Here is a 19937-nt window from a genome sequence, read left to right on the forward strand (position 1 = left end):
ATATGATTTATCCTGATGAAGCAATGCTTTACGCACCGGTTGAATGGCACGACTGCTCCGAAGGTTTCGAGGACATTCGTTATGAAAAATCCACCGACGGTATCGCAAAAATCACCATTAATCGTCCGCAGGTGCGCAATGCCTTTCGTCCTCTGACGGTAAAAGAGATGATCCAGGCACTGGCAGATGCGCGTTATGACGACAACATCGGCGTAATTATTCTGACTGGTGCAGGCGATAAAGCGTTCTGCTCTGGTGGCGACCAGAAAGTGCGTGGCGATTACGGCGGCTATAAAGATGATTCCGGCGTACATCATCTGAATGTGCTGGACTTCCAGCGTCAGATCCGTACCTGTCCGAAACCGGTTGTCGCGATGGTAGCGGGTTACTCCATCGGCGGCGGTCACGTTCTGCACATGATGTGCGACCTGACCATCGCGGCGGAAAACGCCATCTTCGGTCAGACTGGCCCGAAAGTCGGTTCCTTCGATGGCGGCTGGGGCGCTTCCTATATGGCGCGCATTGTTGGGCAGAAAAAAGCGCGTGAAATCTGGTTCCTGTGCCGTCAGTACGACGCGAAACAAGCGCTGGATATGGGCCTTGTGAACACCGTGGTGCCGCTGGCAGATCTGGAAAAAGAAACCGTGCGTTGGTGCCGCGAAATGCTGCAAAACAGCCCGATGGCGCTGCGTTGCCTGAAAGCTGCGCTGAACGCTGACTGTGACGGTCAGGCGGGTCTGCAGGAGCTGGCGGGCAATGCCACCATGCTGTTCTACATGACAGAAGAAGGTCAGGAAGGTCGCAACGCCTTCAACCAGAAACGTCAGCCTGACTTCAGCAAATTTAAACGGAATCCGTAATGCGTAGCGCGCAGGTATACCGCTGGCAGATCCCCATGGACGCGGGGGTGGTTCTGCGCGACAGGCGGTTAAAAACCCGCGACGGGCTATACGTTTGCCTGCGCGAGGGTGAGCGCGAAGGGTGGGGGGAGATCTCCCCACTGCCGGGCTTCAGTCAGGAAACCTGGGAAGAGGCGCGAAGTGTGCTGCTTGCCTGGGTAAATAACTGGCTGGCAGGCGATTGCGAATTACCGCAAATGCCTTCCGTCGCCTTTGGCGTAAGCTGTGCATTGGCGGAGCTGGCAGACACGCTCCCGCAGGCGGCCAATTATCGTGCGGCACCACTGTGTAATGGCGATCCGGACGATCTGATCCTGAAACTTGCCGATATGCCTGGCGAGAAAGTGGCGAAGGTCAAGGTGGGATTGTACGAAGCGGTGCGCGACGGCATGGTGGTGAATCTGTTGCTGGAGGCCATTCCGGATCTGCATTTGCGTCTTGACGCGAATCGCGCCTGGACACCGCTGAAAGGCCAGCAGTTTGCCAAATACGTTAACCCGGATTATCGCCACCGCATCGCGTTTCTCGAAGAGCCGTGCAAAACCCGCGAGGATTCCCGCGCCTTTGCCCGTGAAACCGGCATTGCCATTGCCTGGGATGAAAGCTTGCGCGAGCCGGATTTTGCCTTTGTCGCTGAACAGGGCGTGCGCGCGGTAGTTATCAAACCCACGCTCACGGGCAGCCTGGAGAAAGTACGTGAGCAGGTGCAGGCGGCGCACGCGTTGGGGCTGACGGCGGTGATCAGTTCTTCTATTGAGTCGAGCTTAGGCTTAACGCAACTGGCGCGGATTGCCGCCTGGTTAACGCCAGACACCATTCCGGGGCTGGACACGCTGGATCTGATGCAGGCGCAGCAGGTTCGTCGCTGGCCGGGTAGCCCGCTACCGTTAGTGGAAGTTGATGCACTGGAGCGGCTGTTATGATCTTCTCTGACTGGCCGTGGCGTCACTGGCGGCAAGTGCGGGGAGAAGCCATCGCCTTACGTCTTAATGACGAGCAACTTAACTGGCGCGAGCTTTGTGCTCGCGTCGATGAATTAGCCTCCGGCTTTGCGGCGCAGGGCGTTGTTGAGGGCAGCGGCGTGATGTTGCGGGCGTGGAATACGCCGCAAACGCTGCTCGCCTGGCTGGCGTTACTGCAATGCGGGGCGCGGGTGTTGCCCGTGAACCCTCAGCTGCCGCAACCGTTGCTTGAAGAATTGCTGCCCAATCTGACGCTGCAATTTGCGCTGATGCCGGATGGGGAAAACACGTTTCCGGCGTTAACGTCGCTGCACATTCAGCTGGTTGAAGGCGCACATGCCGCTGCGTGGCAGCCGACGCGTCTGTGCTCAATGACGTTGACCTCCGGCTCTACCGGTTTGCCGAAAGCCGCTGTTCATACTTATCAGGCCCATCTTGCCAGTGCGCAAGGTGTGTTATCGCTGATACCGTTTGGCGAGCACGATGACTGGTTGCTCTCTTTACCGCTGTTTCACGTCTCCGGTCAGGGAATTATGTGGCGCTGGTTATACGCTGGTGCGCGGATGACGGTACGTGATAAACAGCCATTGGAGCAAATGCTGGCAGGCTGTACTCACGCTTCACTGGTGCCAACACAACTCTGGCGTTTGCTGGTTAACCGCAGTTCCGTTTCCCTGAAAGCGGTGTTACTTGGCGGTGCGGCAATTCCGGTCGAGTTGACGGAACAGGCGCGCGAGCAGGGGATTCGTTGCTTTTGCGGCTATGGTCTGACCGAGTTTGCCTCCACTGTGTGTGCGAAAGAAGCCGACGGTCTGGCAGACGTCGGTTCGCCGCTACCGGGTCGGGAAGTGAAAATCGTAAACGACGAAGTGTGGCTGCGGGCTGCCAGCATGGCAGAAGGTTACTGGCGTAACGGGCAACTGGTTCCACTGGTTAATGACGAAGGCTGGTACGCCACGCGCGATCGCGGTGAGATGCATAATGGCAAGCTGACAATTGTCGGACGTTTAGACAATCTGTTCTTCAGTGGTGGCGAAGGCATTCAGCCGGAAGAGGTGGAGCGTGTTATTGCTGCACATCCTGCGGTTTTGCAGGTGTTTATCGTCCCCGTCGCGGACAAGGAGTTTGGTCATCGACCGGTAGCGGTGGTGGAGTATGACCAGCAAACCGTTGATCTTGGCGAATGGGTGAAAGATAAGCTGGCCCGTTTTCAGCAACCGGTGCGTTGGCTGACGCTTCCACCTGAACTGAAAAACGGTGGTATTAAGATTTCACGTCAGGCGCTAAAAGAGTGGGTGCAACGCCAGCAATAATTAACCATCCGTTGCACTTCTCATTTCTGCCATTCCATTGCCGTTGATAAAGAGTTTATCTGTTAATCTGTAAATTGATGTGAAAACTCTTAGCAAACAGGATAATGCAATGGAATGGCTGGTCAAAAAATCGTGCTGCGATAAACAAGATAACAGACATGTACTTATGCTCTGCGATGCTGGCGGCGCGATAAAAATGATCGCCGAAGTGAAGAGTGACTACGCCGTGAAAGTGGGCGATTTACTCTCCCCTTTGCAGAATGCGCTTTACTGCATTAATCGTGAAAAGCTACATACGGTGAAAGTCCTCTCGGCATGCAGCTACAGCCCCGATGAGTGGGAACGGCAGTGTCAATCGGCTGAGAAAACTCAGTAACGTTGTTTTGTCGTGGGCAGGAAAATCAGCATCAACCCACTCATAATACAGGCTACTCCCAGTAGTGCCTTCAGAGAAAAAGTTCCTTCCCAGCCGGGAAGTATCATTGATGCAATCCATACCAGCACATAGCTCATACTGAGCAAGGCATAGGCTTTGCTTAACGCAAGTTTATGTAGCGTTTTATACCAACAAAAAACGGAAAGCAGATAACCCAGCAGCCCGAGTAACAGTATCCGGGCATCCAGGCCAAAAGCTAACAGCGCCGCGATAAAATCCCATAAGTGCGTCATCGGCGGTAGATGACTCGCCGCATAACCCAGGCTTAATTGCGCAGCTGAGGCAATAATGACGCTGAATAATCCCCACATCAGGCCCATTACACCGTACTCCCGAGGATCACAATGCCGCCAATAATGAACGCCACCCCACACCAGTGACGCAGTGATACCGGCTCGTGCCACAGTTTTACTGCAGCCAGCGTCACCCAGACAAAATTCAGACTTAACATCGGGTAGGCAATGCCTACCGGTACGTTCTGCAAGACCAGCAGCCAGAGCACCATGGCAAGGCCAAGACAAGCCAGCGCCAGTCCCAGCCACAGCACGATATGTCTGCGCCGTTTGTTTATCGCCACAAAGCAGGTTGCTTGTTTCTGACACAACTGCCCGGCAACGCTAAGCAAGCTGGCAAAGACTAATGTTAGCCAGATCATTTGGGCCGATACTGAATCAGCACCAGACGCTCCTGACGATCGATGGCATCTGCGGGCGGAATGGCGAGACTGTTGATATCTTCATCGCGGTCAACCGAAAGCACGAGTGTAATAACCCCCTCCTGACGATGTTGATTAAGCCAGTTTGCGAACTCATCACCGCTGACAAATCTCCCTTTCGCATCCGGATAATTTAGGCCGTATTTCAATTCCCCTGTCTGGCGATACATGATGATGTCATCACGTCTCAGGCTCCATGCCAGACCAGCAGCAACGCCGACGCTATCGGTAAGAATATAGCGGCTTGGCTGCAGTGATTCTTGTGTCGTCTCGACAAAAAATTGCGGATGTTTTCCTTCCATGACTCTGTCAGGAATTGAAAATCCTACCAGCAACGCCAGCCCAAGCGGGCAAAGTGCGGCAAAAGGCCAGTTTTCTTCGACGTTTGTTAAGGTATACCAGCCGAAAAATGCCCATAGCGAAAAAATCGACCATGCACAGAAGACTTTATAGCTCTCGAAGGTTTGCCACACCGGCGTGCTCATAGGTCCCCAGGGGGAGACCACAAACGTAGCAATAATGCCAGTGACGCCAAAAGCGATGTTAATCCAGCCATTAATCCGCAACGCCAGAGGATTATTTTTTGCTGCCAGCAAAGCGTAATGCGCCATCAGCATTGCCAGAGGTGCAAAGCAGGAAAGAATATAGGTGGGCAATTTGCCTTTGGCAACGGAGAAAAACAGCAGCGGCATTACCGCCCAGCTCAATAAATAGACGGTTGCGGAATGCTTGCGGTTTTTCCAGCCTGTGTACAGTGCTCCGGGGAGTAATCCCAGCCACGGCAGGCTACCGGCAATGATGACCGGCAAGTAGTACCAGAACGGAGCTCTATGCTGGGCATCATCCAGTGCAAAGCGTTGAATATGCTCAACCCAGAAAAAATAGTGCCAGAAGTCAGGCTCCCGCTGCGCTATCGCCAGTCCCCAGGGGAGAACCGTCAGTACGCAACTGATAACCGCCAGCCAGCCGTAAATAAAGAGATCTTTCCAGCGTTTTTGCGTTGCAACCCATGGCAGCACGCTTAATACCGGCACGGCAAGGGCGAGAAAACCTTTGGTCATCACCCCCATGCCGCAGGTGATTCCCAGCAGTAAAAATCCCGCGCTTTTGCCTTTCCACGTCTGTGCCTGCATTGCCAGCCAGAAGCTGCACATTCCCGCCACCAGCCAGAATGCAATAAACGGATCGAGCACGGCATAAGTGCCAATGGCATAGACAATAAACAGTGAGAGATAAATCACTGCGGCGAGTAGAGCCAGACGTTTATCGCGCCATAAGCGCAGGGTAAACCAGGTCACCAGCGCGGCAGTTAACAGGGTCGCAAAGATAACGCCTGCCCGCACACCAAAGTTATTTGCGCCAAATAGCCATTGCCCAATACTGTTAATCCAGTATCCGGCAATGGGTTTTTCGAAATAACGTAGCCCTAACATATGGGGCACAATCCAGTCGCCGGATGCCAGCATTTCCCGACTGATTTCCGCATAACGCGTTTCATCTGGTTGCCAGAGCAGACGCGTGCTGATCGGTAACAGGTAATAGCAGGCAATAAACGCGAAGAGGCCGATAAGGTAACGTAGCGATTTCATCAGCGACTACCCGCAATTTGTTGGCAACCCAGCCAGCCTTCACGTCCGGCAATATTTCCGCGAACAACTTGTCCGAGCGGCAACGTCCCTGATAACAGTTCGCTTAAAGGGCAAAATGTCACGCCTTCCTGGGCTGCGCGTTTCAGGAGATCCACAAAATTATGCTGATAAGCGCAGCCTTCAACTTCTGCATGAATGGTATAAACCGGCGTGCCTTTATCTCGCAGGATGCGGTTGAGTAGCCAACCGTTAAAATCTTCTGCTTTCACATCCCGACCAATCACTTCATCCCAGGTGGGTAAGGTCACCGGAATTTGCGCAGTACCGGGTTTTCCTGATTCGAGCAATGGACGAAACGGCATCGCCCCACGACAATCGCTGTTGTAGCGCAAATGGAACGCTTCTTTTGCTTCGATCACCTGCTGGTCGGCACGCCAGCCAGCGGCTGCGGAGCAGGTTACCGGTTGGCCGATAATTTCTTCCAGGGTGCGAAGGCCGCGTGCGATATCGTCGACCATTGTTTGCCGATCCCAGTTACTGCTATAGGCTTGCCAGGCATGGTGATCCCAGGCGTGCAGGCCGACTTCGTGATGTTTAGCCGCTTCACGAATGATATCGGCATTGGCATGACCAATCTCTTTACCTGGCCAGGCCGTACCTGCCAGTAAAATATCCCAGCCATAAAGCGATGCCGCGTTTGAGCGCAGCATCTTCCACAAAAACTGTGGCTTCACCAGTCGCCAGAGATGGCGGCCCATATTGTCCGGGCCGACGCTGAAAAAAATGCTGGCCTGAATATTATGCTTACTCAAGATTTCCAGCAGACGCGGCACGCCTTCACGGGTGCCACGAAAGGTATCGACATCAATGCGTAAGCCTACTTTTGTCATGATGGTTTATCCGTAAGCTCGACGGTGCGCAGGAAAAAATCCAGCGTTTCGTCGATGGTTTCCTGCATATCAATTTTGGGTTCCCAGTCCAGGCAGCGGCGGGCATTACGGATGCTTGGTTTACGATGCTCTACGTCCTGATATCCCTTGCCGTAGTAGCTGCTACTTTCGACAACGCGAAAGCCCGCAAACGGTGGGAAGTGATGGCGCAGCGGATGTTTTTCGAAGCTCGCCAGCAGCATCTCGCCCAGTTCCTCAATGCTCGCTTCGTTATCAGGATTGCCAATGTTGATAATTTCGCCGTCGCAGCGATTGCCTGCATTTTCGATAATGCGATACAACGCTTCAATGCCATCCCGGATATCAGTAAAGCAGCGTTTTTGTTTTCCGCCATCAATCAGCTTAATCGGTGAACCTTCCACCAGGTTGAGAATGAGTTGCGTAATAGCGCGGGAGCTGCCAATTCGTGCCGCATTAAGGTTATCCAGTCGTGGTCCCATCCAGTTAAACGGGCGGAAGAGGGTAAACTGTAAACCCTCTTTTTCACCATAGGCCCAGATAACCCGATCAAGTAATTGTTTAGACACCGAATAAATCCAGCGTGGTTTATTCACCGGGCCGACGATTAAATTAGAATGGTCCTCATCGAAGTATTTATCGCTACACATCCCATAAACTTCTGAAGTTGACGGGAAGATGATTCGCTTACGGTACTTCACGCAGTAGCGGATAATGCGCAGATTCTCTTCAAAATCGAGTTCAAATACGCGCAGTGGGTTGCGGGTATATTCAATCGGCGTGGCTATCGCCACCAGCGGCAACACGACATCACATTTTTTGACGTGATACTCAATCCATTCGGAATGAATACTGATATCGCCTTCGACAAAGTGAAAATGCGGATGATTCAGAAAACGGCTTATCGCATCGCTGCCGATATCCAGACCGTAAACTTCATAATGATCTTCGCGCAGCAGGCGTTCTGTCAGATGGTTGCCAATAAAGCCATTCACCCCGAGGATGAGTACCCGCGTACGGCGTCGGGCGGTGCAGGCAGGCTGGCTATTCAAGCGTGAACCTTGCACCAGACCCAGCGACTGCGCTAACTGCGAGCCTTGCATAGTAATGCCGTCTCCCGCCTGTCCGGTGACGATTTCCAGCGCGCCATCGCCACAGGCAATCAGCAGTGGCGCAACAGAAATCACGCTCCCCGGTTGTGCTGCGGGCGCATGAGAATGCACGCGTGACGACCAGACGGTAAATTTTTGATTACCAACATAGCTGAAGGCACCCGGCCACGGATCGGCGACGGCACGCACCATGTTATGCAATACTGCTGCCGGTTTATGCCACTCGAGGAAACTGTCTTCCGGTGTTCTGCGACCAAAACAGGTGGCTTCGTTTTCGCGCTGGGCGATTTCCAGAATATTACCGTCTTTAATGGCGGGTAATGTCTGCTCCAGTAGCTGGCGCGCGGCATGGCATAACTTGTGATGAAGCGTAATGGCGATATCGTCTGGCGCAATGGCAATGCGCAATTGGGCCACAATGGCCCCAGCATCGGCACGTTTCACCATTCGGTGCAATGTCACGCCAGTTTCCGTTTCACCGTTCACCAGCACCCAGTTCAGCGGCGCGCGACCACGATATTTTGGTAACAGCGAACCATGCAGATTAAATGCGCCTGCAGGAGCGAGCTGCAAAATTTCGTCGCAAATAAGATGGCGATAATAAAACGAGAAAATCACCTCCGGCGACATTTGGGCAATGCGCTCCACCCATAGTGGATGATTAACGTTATCCGGCGCGTAAACCGGAATGCCTCTTTCCGCTGCAAGTCGGGCAACCGAACCATAAAAGGCTTTTTCACCGGGATTATCAGTATGAGTAAAAATAGCGCTAATTTCGTAACCGGCAGCCAGCAGGGCTTCAATACCGAGGCATCCCATATCGTGGTAAGCAAAAACGACGGTTTTCATTATTCATTTTCCTTGCTGGATGGACGGATAACTTGCTGAACAAAATAGCGGGGGCGGGCGCGGACATCGGTGTAGATCCTGCCGATATATTCACCGAGTAGTCCCATGCCGATAAACTGAGCGCCAATAAAAGTAAACAGCACGGCAAATAGCATAAAGACGCCTTCTGCCGCCCATTGGGGGCCGAAGGTCAGGCGTAAAATCACCAGCAGCACCGCAATGCTAAAACCTCCAATCGCAATAATGCTGCCAAGCAGACTCAGCATACGTAGCGGCGTAGTGGTAAGGCAGGTCACCAGGTCGTACATCAAATTAATCAGGCGCATAAAGCTGTATTTGGATTCACCAAACTCACGCTCGGCATGATGCACTGGAATTTCAATGGCACGGCGGGCGAAGATATTCGCCAGAATCGGGATAAAGGTGCTGCGTTCATGGCAGTGCAACATCGCATCGACAATATGACGGCGATAGGCGCGCAGCATACAACCGTAGTCACCCATCGCTTTGCCGGTGGTGCGCTGAATAAGCCGGTTAATCATCTTCGATGCCGTTTTACGAAACCAGCTGTCCTGGCGGTTCTGACGCACAGTTCCTACCACGTCGTAGCCTTCATCGGCTTTTGCCACCAGGCGGGGGATCTCCTCTGGAGGATTCTGGAGATCGGCATCGAGGGTAATAATTAAGTCGCCGGTAACGTGACTGAAACCCGCCATAATCGCTGAATGTTGTCCGTAATTGCGATTAAGCAAAATAGACACAATATGGCTGCCCTCCACTAGCGAAGCTTCGACCAGCATATGCGCGGAATTATCGCTACTGCCGTCATCAATCAGCAGGATCTCATACTCTTTCCCCAGTGATTCACAGGCTGTGGTGGTGCGCCTGATTAATTCCGGTAAGCTTTCCTGTTCGTTATAAACGGGAATAACCACCGAGACTTTCTTAACAGGGTGGATTTCAAACATGGCTTATTGTCCTGCGAGTTGCTGAAGGGCTGTGATGACGCGGTCGGCATCGGCGGTGGTCATATCCGGGAACAGCGGCAACGAACAGATGCGTTCGCTATTCCATTCGGTATTCGGTAACGACAGCTCGGGAAAACGCTCGCGATAATATTTTTGTGTGTGAGCGGCGCGGAAATGTAACCCGGTACCAATGCCTCTTTCTTTTAACGCTTCCATCAACGCATCGCGACTGATACCACAACGTTGTTCATCGACACGAATAATAAACAGATGCCAGGCGTGAACGTGCGGCCAGGCGGGAAGGCTTAATGGCTCAAAGGGGAGAGCTGCCAGAGCTTGCTGATATTGCAGAGCAATTTCGCACCGACGGGTGTTGAGGTGCTCTAATTTGGCTAACTGGGTCAGGGCAATCGCGGCGTTAATATCGGTCAGATTATACTTATAGCCCGGCGTTAAGACTTCAGCTTGCGGTGCACGGCCCCAGGTTTGTCTGTCATATGCATCGACACCCAGACCGTGAAATTTCAGCATCCGTAGCTGGCGGGCAAGGTTTTCATTATCAGTAACAATCAGGCCACCTTCCGCACAGGTAATATTTTTGATGGCGTGAAACGAAAAAATAGCGGTACCTTTTGCGCCAATATGTCGGCCTTTGTAATACGTACCGACGGCATGTGCAGCATCTTCGATAACTGCGATGCCGTAACGTTCGCCAATGGCGCGAATGGCGTCAATATCTGCTGGCGCACCGGCATAATGCACCGGAATGATGGCTTTAGTGCGTGGCGTAATGGCTGCTTCGATCGTTTCAGGCGTGACCATCAGCGTATCGCGGTCGACATCCACCATTACCGGCGTTGCACCCAACAAGGAGATCATATTGAGGGTTGAAACCCAGGTCAGGGAAGGCGTAATCACTTCATCGCCCTTGCCAATTTCCAACGCCATTAGCGTGATATGCATTCCGGCGGTGGCTGAACTGACCGCGATGGCATGCTGATTTCCCGTCAACTGGCAAAAGGCTTGTTCAATCGCCTGATTCTTCGGACCGGTTGTGATCCAACCGGATTCGAGAACCTCTTTAACTGCTGCGAGTTCCTCCACGCCCATTGCTGGTCGCGAAAAAGGCAAAAATTCTGACATTGCTTTTCCTTCCGCCATTGAATACCTGTCCACTTATATTTGCTATAAAGAGTGTTGTGTATATTTTGCCATTTGGAGCGAAATTCTAAGGATAGAATATTAACTTAACCTTAAGAAATTAATATTAGACGTAAATATTGAAATTTTTATATTTTTTCTTATTTAGGCTTTGCATTTGGCAAAATTTTGAGGCATTTTGCCGGCATCGTAGGATTTTTAATATTACACCAACTGCTAATTATCGCCAGAAATGTCGCTCAATTTCACGGTAATTGTCTGGTTGCGCTTGTCTATAGGTGGAGTTTACGTGTTAGCTTTTTGCCGCTCTTCGTTGAAGTCAAAAAAATATTTCATCATTTTACTGGCGCTCGCTGCAATTGCCGGACTGGGTACTCATGCCGCCTGGAGTAGCAATGGTATGCCACGCATAGACAATAAAACATTGGCCAGACTGGCACAGCAGCACCCGGTTGTCGTTTTGTTTCGCCATGCTGAACGTTGCGATCGTTCAACCAATCAATGCTTGTCAGATAAAACAGGTATTACGGTCAAAGGTACCCAGGATGCCCGTGAACTGGGCAACGCTTTTAGCGCTGACATCCCTGATTTCGATCTTTATTCCAGTAATACCGTCCGGACCATTCAGTCGGCGACCTGGTTTTCAGCGGGGAAAAAGCTGACGGTAGATAAACGACTTCTTCAATGCGGTAATGAGATTTATAGTGCAATTAAGGACTTACAAAGCAAAGCACCTGATAAAAATATCGTTATTTTTACCCATAATCATTGCCTGACATATATTGCTAAAGATAAGCGTGATGCGACATTTAAACCTGATTATCTGGATGGTTTAGTCATGCATGTGGAAAAAGGCAAAGTTTATCTGGATGGGGAATTCGTTAACCACTAAATTTTCAATCTGACAGCCAGTAATGGCTGTCATCATTGTTACAGAAGACCTTTCAAACGTAACGTTTTTCGGGTGGCGACATTCAAATCATAATGCACCAGATCTTCAGGTTTTACCCACGCGTAGTCCTGAAACTCTTCGTTTATTTTCACTTCTCGGTTGGTAGAAACGCAGTCAAAAATCAGGTAAATCATATAAATCTCTTCCTTGCGACCATCTGCATACGTCTTGGTGCGAATATCATCGCTGAAGGTCCACGGCGTGATTTCTGTCAAAAGCAGCTGTTCTCCCAGTTCTTCGCGAATTTCGCGGCGTAGTGCCTCTTCAATTCGTTCGCCAGGCTCCACGCCACCACCCGAAAGCGCCCATTGACCGGGGAAAACGCCGCGATCGTCGGCCATTTTACACAGCAAATAAGCACCATCATTTTGAATCAAAGGGCAAACAATAGTCCGTTGTCGCACGGGGATATTCCTTATAAATAAAAAGAAACCATGAGAATACGGTAACTCAGAAATATGTGAAAGTGACAGTAATCTCTTTTGCGATGATAACTGTACTTATTATTATTTTTGTGTGTATCGATAAAGTGTGTTTATTTTTTCGGCGTTTAATTATTTAAGAAGTATTTAGTTACAATAAGTGACTAGATCCCTTTTTTCGCTCATTGAATCCTCTGTGCCAGGCAGTACAATCCCGCAGCTTTGGGAATTTTGATTAATTGCTTGTGGGAAAGGGGATAATGAAAAAAATTGCGCTAGCAGGTCTGGCCGGAATGCTGTTGGTTTCTGCATCGGTAAATGCAATGAGCATCAGCGGTCAGGCGGGTAAAGAATACACCAATATTGGTGTCGGTTTTGGGACTGAATCGACGGGCCTGGCGTTAAGCGGTAACTGGACACATAACGACGACGACGGTGACGTCGCGGGTGTGGGGCTGGGGTTGAATCTGCCTCTTGGTCCGTTAATGGCGACCGTTGGCGGTAAAGGTATTTATACCAATCCGAATGATGGTGATGAAGGCTATGCCGCTGCTGTTGGTGGTGGTTTGCAGTGGAAAATTGGCAACAGCTTCCGTTTGTTTGGCGAGTATTACTACTCTCCAGATTCGCTCTCCAGCGGTATTCAAAGTTATGAGGAAGCGAATGCGGGTGCGCGTTACACCATTATGCGTCCAGTCAGTATTGAGGCAGGTTATCGCTATCTGAATCTGTCGGGTAAAGATGGTAACCGCGACAACGCCGTGGCTGACGGTCCATATGTTGGGGTTAACGCCAGTTTCTGATGCCTTCCGGCGCGGCATTCTGTCGCGCCATTCAGTTTCTTACTACGCCTTATCTCCCTTTGCGTTATAGTGATTCGATAACAAAAGCAGGAGATAACCATGTTAACAGTGGAAATGTTATCCACCGGGGATGAAGTGTTACACGGGCAAATCGTTGACACTAACGCTGCCTGGCTGGCCGATTTTTTCTTTCATCAGGGGTTGCCATTATCTCGCCGTAATACGGTGGGGGATAACCTCGATGACTTAGTGACCATTCTTCGTGAACGTAGTCAGCACGCCGATGTGCTGATTGTGAACGGCGGGCTGGGGCCGACCAGTGATGATTTAAGCGCACTCGCCGCTGCGACTGCAAAAGGAGAAGGCCTGGTGCTGCATGAGGCCTGGCTCAAAGAGATGGAACGCTATTTCCGCGAACGTGGACGGGTGATGGCACCGAGCAACCGTAAACAAGCGGAGCTGCCAGCCAGTGCAGAATTTATCAATAACCCGGTAGGCACCGCTTGTGGTTTTGCCGTGCAGCTTAATCGTTGTCTGATGTTCTTTACCCCCGGCGTACCGTCGGAATTTAAGGTGATGGTCGAGCACGAAATCCTGCCGCGCCTGCGCGAACGTTTTTCTTTACCGCAGCCGCCGATTTGTCTGCGTTTGACTACCTTCGGTCGTTCGGAAAGCGATCTGGCGCAAAGCCTGGACTCCCTGCAACTGCCGCCGGGCGTAACAATGGGCTATCGCTCTTCTATGCCGATAATTGAACTTAAGCTGACCGGACCGGCAAGCGAGCAACAGGCGATGGAAAAACTGTGGCTGGACGTTAAACGTGTTGCCGGACAGAGTGTGATTTTCGAAGGTACTGAAGGACTGCCCGCGCAGATCAGCCGCGAATTGCAAAGCCGTCAGTTCAGCCTGACATTGAGTGAGCAATTCACCGGTGGTTTAATGGCTTTGCAACTTTCTCGCGCAGGTGCTCCATTGCTGGCGTGTGAAGTAGTTCCTTCACAGGAAGAAACCCTGGCGCAAACTGCGCACTGGATTACAGAACGGCGTGCCAACCATTTTGCCGGGCTGGCACTGGCTGTTTCGGGTTTCGAGAACGAACATCTCAACTTTGCGCTAGCCACGCCAGACGGCACTTTCGCTTTGCGTGTGCGTTTTAGCACTACGCGCTACAGTCTGGCTATTCGCCAGGAAGTCTGCGCAATGATGGCACTGAATATGCTGCGCCGTTGGTTAAACGGTCAGGACATCGCCAGTGAGCATGGCTGGATTGAGGTTGTTGAGTTCATGACTTTATCTGTCTGATTCCGCCACTCCGTGCCGGTTTACTGCACCGGCACATTCTCCCTCCGGCAAAATTTGTCCAACCTGTTGTACTCAATAAGAAAAAATCCGTGCGCTGATTCACAAATTTGTGCGTAATTTCTCCAGTCCGCTGGACGAGGTGCGGGATTTGATGCGCTTCACAATTTTACTCCCCCTGAGCAACGAGACTGATTCCAGTATCTAAGACTGGAGTCCAGTATGTTGGAATCAAGCAAAGTTCCCGCCCTGACACGGGCTATTGATATTCTCAATTTGATTGCCCGCATTGGCCCCTGTAGTGCTGCGACGATCATTGACACATTGGGGATCCCTAAAAGCACGGCCTATTTGCTGCTTAATGAACTCAGGCGTCAGCGTTTTCTTAGCCTTGATCACCAGGAAAATTTTTGTTTGTGGACCAAGCTGGTGGAGCTTTCCGGTCATGCGTTAAGCAAGATGGATCTCCGGGAACTGGCTCGACCGCGTTTGACGCAACTGATGGATACCACCGGGCTGTTATGTCACCTGGGGATTATTGATAACGGCAGCGCTTATTACATTTTGAAAGTGGAGTCATCAGCCACTATCAGCGTGCGTTCCCATGAAGGAAAAAGCCTTTCGCTTTATCGCTCCGGAATAGGTAAATGCCTGCTAGCCTGGCAACCTGCATCTGTACAGCAAAGTATTATCGAAGGGCTGGTCTGGGAGCAGGTGACACCCACAACGATTACTCATCCACAGCAACTTCACGAAGAACTGGCGCGTATTCGCCGTCAGGGCTGGAGCTATGACAATGGCGAAGATTACGCCGATGTCCGTTGTGTTGCTGCGCCGGTGTTTAACGCCAATAACGAGCTTACCGCTGCGATCTCGGTGGTCGGTACCCGCTTACAAATCAATGAAGAATACCGTGATTATCTGGCGGGCAAGGCCATTGCCTGCGCCAGGGATATTTCACGTCTGTTGGGATGGAAAAGTCCCTTTGACTTACAGGCCTCATAACAATGGAGAACAGCATGACCCTACCAAAAATCAAACAGGTTCGCGCCTGGTTTACTGGCGGTGCGACAGCAGAAAAAGGCGCTGGCGGCGGTGATTATCACGACCAGGGGGCGAATCACTGGATTGACGATCATATTGCCACCCCGATGAGTAAATACCGCGATTACGAGCAGTCACGCCAGTCATTTGGCATTAACGTTCTTGGCACGTTGATTGTTGAAGTCGAAGCAGAAAACGGCCAGACCGGATTCGCCGTTTCGACAGCCGGTGAAATGGGCTGTTTTATTGTCGAAAAACACCTTAACCGTTTCATTGAGGGTAAATGTGTCAGTGATATCAAACTGATCCACGATCAAATGCTCAATGCCACCCTGTATTACTCCGGCTCTGGTGGCCTGGTGATGAATACGATTTCCTGTGTCGATCTGGCTCTGTGGGATCTGTTCGGCAAAGTGGTCGGGCTTCCGGTTTATAAACTTTTAGGCGGCGCAGTTCGTGATGAGATTCAGTTCTACGCCACAGGTGCGCGTCCGGATCTGGCAAAAGAGATGGGCTTTATCGGTGGCAAAATGCCGACGCACTGGGGGCCACATGATGGCGATGCGGGGATCCGCAAAGATGCCGCTATGGTCGCGGATATGCGTGAAAAATGCGGTGAGGATTTCTGGTTAATGCTCGACTGCTGGATGAGTCAGGACGTGAACTATGCCACCAAACTGGCCCACGCTTGCGCGCCCTATAACCTGAAATGGATCGAAGAGTGCCTGCCGCCACAGCAGTATGAAGGTTATCGTGAACTGAAACGCAACGCGCCAGTCGGAATGATGGTCACCAGCGGTGAGCATCACGGCACACTGCAATCTTTCCGTACGCTTTCAGAAACCGGTATCGACATTATGCAGCCGGATGTTGGCTGGTGCGGTGGCTTAACCTCGCTGGTGGAAATTGCCGCAATCGCCAAATCCAGAGGGCAACTGGTGGTGCCGCACGGTTCGTCTGTTTACTCTCACCATGCGGTGATCACCTTCACCAATACGCCATTCAGCGAATTCCTGATGACCAGCCCGGATTGTTCAACGATGCGTCCGCAATTTGATCCGATTCTGCTTAATGAGCCAGTGCCAGTGAATGGTCGTATTCATAAATCAGTGCTTGATAAACCCGGTTTCGGCGTCGAGCTCAATCGTGACTGCAATTTGAAACGCCCCTACAGCCACTAATCATTCCGGGCGTTGCTGTGACAACGGTAACGCCCACATATTTTAAGGAGCTTTTTATGAGCACCGCTTTGCTTGACGCCGTGGTGAAGAAAAACCGTGCGCGTTTAATTCCGTTTATGTTGGCGCTGTATGTGCTGGCGTTTCTCGACCGTTCGAATATCGGTTTTGCCAAACAGACCTACCAGATTGATACCGGGCTGAGTAATGAAGCTTATGCGCTGGGAGCAGGCATTTTTTTTGTGGTATATGCGTTTCTGGGTGTTCCGGCGAATCTTTTGATGCGCAAACTGGGGGCAAGAACCTGGATTGGTACGACAACACTGCTGTGGGGATTTCTTTCGGCAGCCATGGCATGGGCCGATACTGAAGCGAAATTTCTGATCGTTCGCACTCTGCTTGGTGCTGCGGAGGCCGGGTTCTTCCCTGGTATGATTTATCTCACCTCGCAATGGTTTCCGCAGCGTAATCGCGCCAGCATTATGGGGCTGTTCTATATGGGCGCACCGTTGGCGTTAACACTGGGATCACCGCTTTCCGGCGCGCTGCTGGAGATGCATGGATTTATGGGGCATCCCGGCTGGTTCTGGATGTTTGTGATTGAAGGATTGCTGGCAGTCGGCGCTGGTGTATTCACATTCTTTTGGCTTGATGACACGCCGGAGCAGGCTCGTTTTCTGAGTAAAGAAGAAAAAACGTTGCTTATCAACCAACTGGCAAGTGAAGAACAACAGAAAGTGACTTCTCGACTGAGCGATGCGCTGCGTAATGGGCGAGTCTGGCAACTGGCGATTATCTACCTGACCATTCAGGTGGCGGTTTACGGATTAATTTTCTTCCTGCCGACGCAGGTTGCTGCATTGTTGGGGACAAAAGTGGGCTTTACGGCGTCGGTGGTCACCGCCATTCCGTGGGTCGCGGCCTTGTTTGGGACCTGGCTTATTCCGCGCTATTCCGATAAAACCGGCGAACGGCGTAATGTCGCGGCGCTGACATTACTGGCGGCGGGCATTGGTATTGGTCTCTCCGGGCTGCTTTCTCCAGTACTGGCGATCGTAGCGCTGTGTGTTGCAGCCATCGGGTTTATTGCCGTGCAGCCGGTGTTCTGGACGATGCCGACACAACTGCTTTCCGGTACGGCGCTGGCGGCGGGGATTGGTTTTGTAAACCTGTTTGGTGCAGTGGGCGGGTTTATTGCCCCGATCCTGCGCGTGAAAGCAGAAACGTTGTTTGCCAGCGATGCGGCTGGATTACTGACGCTGGCAGCGGTGGCGGTCATCGGTTCGCTGATTATTTTCACTCTGCGTGTAAATCGCACTGTTGCGCAGACCGACGTGGCACATCATTAATAGGTTAAGGAACACCATGAACGCATTATTAACCAATCCCTTTAAAGAACGTTTACGCAAGGGCGAAGTGCAAATTGGTCTGTGGTTAAGCTCGACTACTTCTTATATGGCAGAAATTGCCGCCACCTCCGGTTATGACTGGTTGCTGATTGACGGGGAGCACGCGCCAAACACCATTCAGGATCTTTATCACCAGCTACAGGCGGTAGCGCCCTATGCCAGCCAACCCGTGATCCGTCCGGTGGAAGCCAGTAAGTCGCTGATTAAACAAGTCCTGGATATTGGCGCGCAAACTCTACTGATCCCGATGGTCGATACTGCCGATCAGGCACGTCAGGTGGTGTCTGCCACGCGCTATCCTCCCTACGGTGAGCGTGGTGTCGGGGCCAGTGTGGCACGGGCTGCGCGCTGGGGACGCATTGAGAATTACATGGCGCAAGTCAACGATTCGCTTTGTCTGTTGGTGCAGGTGGAAAGTAAAACAGCACTGGATAACCTGGACGAAATCCTCGACGTCGAAGGGATTGACGGCGTGTTTATTGGACCTGCGGATCTTTCTGCCTCGTTGGGCTACCCGGATAACGCCGGGCACCCGGAAGTGCAGCGAATTATTGAAACCAGTATTCGGCGGATCCGTGCTGCGGGTAAAGCGGCTGGTTTTCTGGCTGTGGCTCCTGATATGGCGCAGCAATGCCTGGCATGGGGAGCGAACTTTGTCGCTGTTGGCGTTGACACGATGCTCTACAGCGATGCCCTGGATCAACGACTGGCGATGTTTAAATCAGGCAAAAATGAGCCACGCATAAAAGGTAGTTATTGATATCAAAGGCCCACGGGGATCGGCTGTGGGCCTGTGTTAATTAGTGGTTATTCGCTGCCAGATCGGCTTCGCTTAGCTGGGTGGCTGCGAGCACCAGGTCATGATCGATGCCCTGTTCCAGCATGCGTAAGGCAATTTTAATGGCTTGTTCATGCATGCCTTGCTGCAAACCTTCTAATTTACCCTCCTGCCAGCCTTCAAGCTTACCCTCCTGCCAGCCAATTTGATGCCCTTCCTGCCGCAGCCGTTCAGCAATAGTCATTAATCTCTCCTTTTGTAGTGGTGAACGTTCGGCAATCTCCTGAATAAAACGGGTGAAACGGGAGGTATCGCCGCATTGCAGCAGATAATTAAACAGCGTTTGTAGCTGGCTGTCATTAGTGAAGCCTCTAAACAAAAGCGTGGTGATCCTGTCGACCATACCGATTAAATCGCGGTCGCGAATATGCTTTTGAATCAGTTCAAGCAGAGCTATACGCCGATGTTGCATGATCTCATCGTCAGGTACGATGGTGATATCCACCAACGGAAAAGCTTCGGTGTACAACTGCCGGGCAAGTTGCGGATCATCAAACTCATCCAGCCAGTTAAGTGAGTATGGGTAGGGCGAGGTTTCGCCATGATAAAACAGCAACGGCACCACCAGCGGGACTCTGTCATAGCCTTTGTCCAGGTGACGCTGCATGGCGGCAGTGGCATAGCGCATTAGCCGAAAAGCCATATTCTTTTCTGCAGAGCTTTGATGTTCAATCACGCAGTAGATATAGCCGTTACCGTCGCTGGTTTCCACGGACCACAAAACATCCGAGTAGTAAGCGCGTAAACTTTTTTCAATAAAGCTGGTGGGTTCCAGGCGTAAGGTTTGCAGGTTGCAAAGTTTACTCAGTGGCTCCGGTAGATGTATTTCGAGAAAATCCCGCGCGGTTTCGGGCGAGAACATAAAGGTTTTAAACACCGCATCATGCGGGGAGGAGGTTGTTGATTCGGTCATGGTTGTCCGTCACCTGATATTTATGATGACGCGACATTACGGGGATCTCAGAACAATGACATCTGCCAGTTTCTGCCTTTGCGAGACGTTTTCAGAAGAATTTTCAAAGCGATGCAACGCATACACTGGATGCGGAATCACGTACGCAAAAATGCCCGATAAGCAAT

Annotated in this window: 20 protein-coding genes; 11 read left to right on the forward strand and 9 right to left on the reverse strand. The window is 51.5% G+C overall.

The window, feature by feature from the left end:
* Positions 1–2 precede the first annotated feature (2 nt).
* The 4 genes from menB to pmrD all read left to right on the forward strand — a co-directional run bounded on the left by menB (position 3) and on the right by pmrD (position 3550).
* Positions 3–860 carry a 1,4-dihydroxy-2-naphthoyl-CoA synthase gene (gene menB / locus HEN33_RS11750; protein ID WP_000640000.1) on the forward strand — a complete coding sequence of 286 codons (858 nt, stop codon included), beginning with the start codon at positions 3–5 and terminating at the stop codon, positions 858–860.
* A complete protein-coding gene (gene menC, locus HEN33_RS11755) occupies positions 860–1822 on the forward strand; it encodes an o-succinylbenzoate synthase (RefSeq protein ID WP_176262918.1) in 963 nt (320 codons plus the stop codon). The genes menB and menC overlap by 1 nt, the downstream gene beginning before the upstream one ends.
* The gene (gene menE / locus HEN33_RS11760) at positions 1819–3174 is read left to right on the forward strand and encodes an o-succinylbenzoate--CoA ligase (protein ID WP_160530501.1); all 1356 of its coding nucleotides are present in this window, start codon (positions 1819–1821) and stop codon (positions 3172–3174) included. The genes menC and menE overlap by 4 nt, the downstream gene beginning before the upstream one ends.
* 109 nt (positions 3175–3283) lie before the next feature.
* Positions 3284–3550, forward strand: a complete 267-nt coding sequence (gene pmrD, locus HEN33_RS11765) for a signal transduction protein PmrD (protein ID WP_088541414.1) — start codon at positions 3284–3286, stop codon at positions 3548–3550.
* Here pmrD and arnF read toward each other — a convergent pair.
* Genes arnF through arnB form a run of 7 tightly spaced genes read right to left on the reverse strand, consistent with a single transcriptional unit; the run spans position 3544 to position 10894 of the window.
* On the reverse strand, positions 3544–3930 hold the full coding sequence (arnF, locus tag HEN33_RS11770; RefSeq protein WP_000523867.1) for a 4-amino-4-deoxy-L-arabinose-phosphoundecaprenol flippase subunit ArnF: 387 nt from the start codon (positions 3928–3930) through the stop codon (positions 3544–3546). The two genes, pmrD and arnF, sit on opposite strands and share 7 nt — an antisense overlap.
* Positions 3930–4265: a 4-amino-4-deoxy-L-arabinose-phosphoundecaprenol flippase subunit ArnE gene (arnE, locus tag HEN33_RS11775; protein ID WP_088541271.1), complete on the reverse strand. Its 336-nt coding sequence runs from the start codon at positions 4263–4265 to the stop codon at positions 3930–3932. Before arnE ends, arnF begins: the two co-directional genes overlap by 1 nt.
* On the reverse strand, positions 4262–5914 hold the full coding sequence (arnT, locus tag HEN33_RS11780) for a lipid IV(A) 4-amino-4-deoxy-L-arabinosyltransferase (protein ID WP_176262917.1): 1653 nt from the start codon (positions 5912–5914) through the stop codon (positions 4262–4264). The genes arnE and arnT overlap by 4 nt, the downstream gene beginning before the upstream one ends.
* Positions 5914–6804: a 4-deoxy-4-formamido-L-arabinose-phosphoundecaprenol deformylase gene (gene arnD / locus HEN33_RS11785; RefSeq protein ID WP_176262916.1), complete on the reverse strand. Its 891-nt coding sequence runs from the start codon at positions 6802–6804 to the stop codon at positions 5914–5916. Before arnD ends, arnT begins: the two co-directional genes overlap by 1 nt.
* Positions 6801–8783 (reverse strand): bifunctional UDP-4-amino-4-deoxy-L-arabinose formyltransferase/UDP-glucuronic acid oxidase ArnA, encoded by a 1983-nt coding sequence (gene arnA, locus HEN33_RS11790; RefSeq protein WP_176262915.1) that lies wholly within the window; start codon positions 8781–8783, stop codon positions 6801–6803. The genes arnD and arnA overlap by 4 nt, the downstream gene beginning before the upstream one ends.
* A complete protein-coding gene (gene arnC, locus HEN33_RS11795) occupies positions 8783–9751 on the reverse strand; it encodes an undecaprenyl-phosphate 4-deoxy-4-formamido-L-arabinose transferase (protein WP_000461649.1) in 969 nt (322 codons plus the stop codon). Before arnC ends, arnA begins: the two co-directional genes overlap by 1 nt.
* 3 nt (positions 9752–9754) lie before the next feature.
* Positions 9755–10894, reverse strand: a complete 1140-nt coding sequence (gene arnB / locus HEN33_RS11800) for a UDP-4-amino-4-deoxy-L-arabinose aminotransferase (protein ID WP_105287767.1) — start codon at positions 10892–10894, stop codon at positions 9755–9757.
* A gap of 307 nt (positions 10895–11201) precedes the next feature.
* Between arnB and ais the strand changes: the two genes are divergently transcribed.
* Positions 11202–11804, forward strand: coding sequence for a lipopolysaccharide core heptose(II)-phosphate phosphatase Ais (gene ais / locus HEN33_RS11805; protein ID WP_176262922.1), 603 nt, complete (start codon positions 11202–11204; stop codon positions 11802–11804).
* 38 nt (positions 11805–11842) lie between these two features.
* Here the strand turns inward: ais and nudI are convergent, their stop codons facing one another.
* A complete protein-coding gene (gene nudI, locus HEN33_RS11810; protein ID WP_001353076.1) occupies positions 11843–12268 on the reverse strand; it encodes a nucleoside triphosphatase NudI in 426 nt (141 codons plus the stop codon).
* A gap of 278 nt (positions 12269–12546) precedes the next feature.
* On the opposite strand from nudI, the gene HEN33_RS11815 reads away from it, so the two are divergent.
* The 6 genes from HEN33_RS11815 (at position 12547) to yfaU (ending at position 18779) form a co-directional block, all read left to right on the forward strand.
* Entirely contained in the window at positions 12547–13089 is a 543-nt protein-coding gene (locus HEN33_RS11815; RefSeq protein WP_032303432.1) for a YfaZ family outer membrane protein, read from the forward strand.
* A 99-nt stretch (positions 13090–13188) separates the two neighbouring features.
* Entirely contained in the window at positions 13189–14391 is a 1203-nt protein-coding gene (locus tag HEN33_RS11820; RefSeq protein WP_176262914.1) for a nicotinamide mononucleotide deamidase-related protein YfaY, read from the forward strand.
* A 219-nt stretch (positions 14392–14610) separates the two neighbouring features.
* Positions 14611–15393, forward strand: coding sequence for an IclR family transcriptional regulator (locus HEN33_RS11825; RefSeq protein ID WP_000894180.1), 783 nt, complete (start codon positions 14611–14613; stop codon positions 15391–15393).
* Positions 15394–15407: 14 nt separating this feature from the next.
* Positions 15408–16613, forward strand: a complete 1206-nt coding sequence (gene rhmD / locus HEN33_RS11830; protein ID WP_176262913.1) for an L-rhamnonate dehydratase — start codon at positions 15408–15410, stop codon at positions 16611–16613.
* A 56-nt stretch (positions 16614–16669) separates the two neighbouring features.
* Positions 16670–17959, forward strand: coding sequence for an MFS transporter (locus HEN33_RS11835; RefSeq protein WP_001308785.1), 1290 nt, complete (start codon positions 16670–16672; stop codon positions 17957–17959).
* Positions 17960–17975: 16 nt separating this feature from the next.
* Positions 17976–18779: a 2-keto-3-deoxy-L-rhamnonate aldolase gene (yfaU, locus tag HEN33_RS11840; protein ID WP_000992985.1), complete on the forward strand. Its 804-nt coding sequence runs from the start codon at positions 17976–17978 to the stop codon at positions 18777–18779.
* Positions 18780–18819: 40 nt separating this feature from the next.
* Here yfaU and HEN33_RS11845 read toward each other — a convergent pair whose 3' ends face one another.
* Positions 18820–19770, reverse strand: a complete 951-nt coding sequence (locus HEN33_RS11845; RefSeq protein ID WP_176262912.1) for an ISNCY family transposase — start codon at positions 19768–19770, stop codon at positions 18820–18822.
* Positions 19771–19937: the final 167 nt, after the last annotated feature.

Origin of the sequence: Escherichia sp. 94.0001, assembly GCF_013369155.2 — a bacterium.
Classification (GTDB): Bacteria; Pseudomonadota; Gammaproteobacteria; order Enterobacterales; family Enterobacteriaceae; genus Escherichia; species Escherichia coli_F.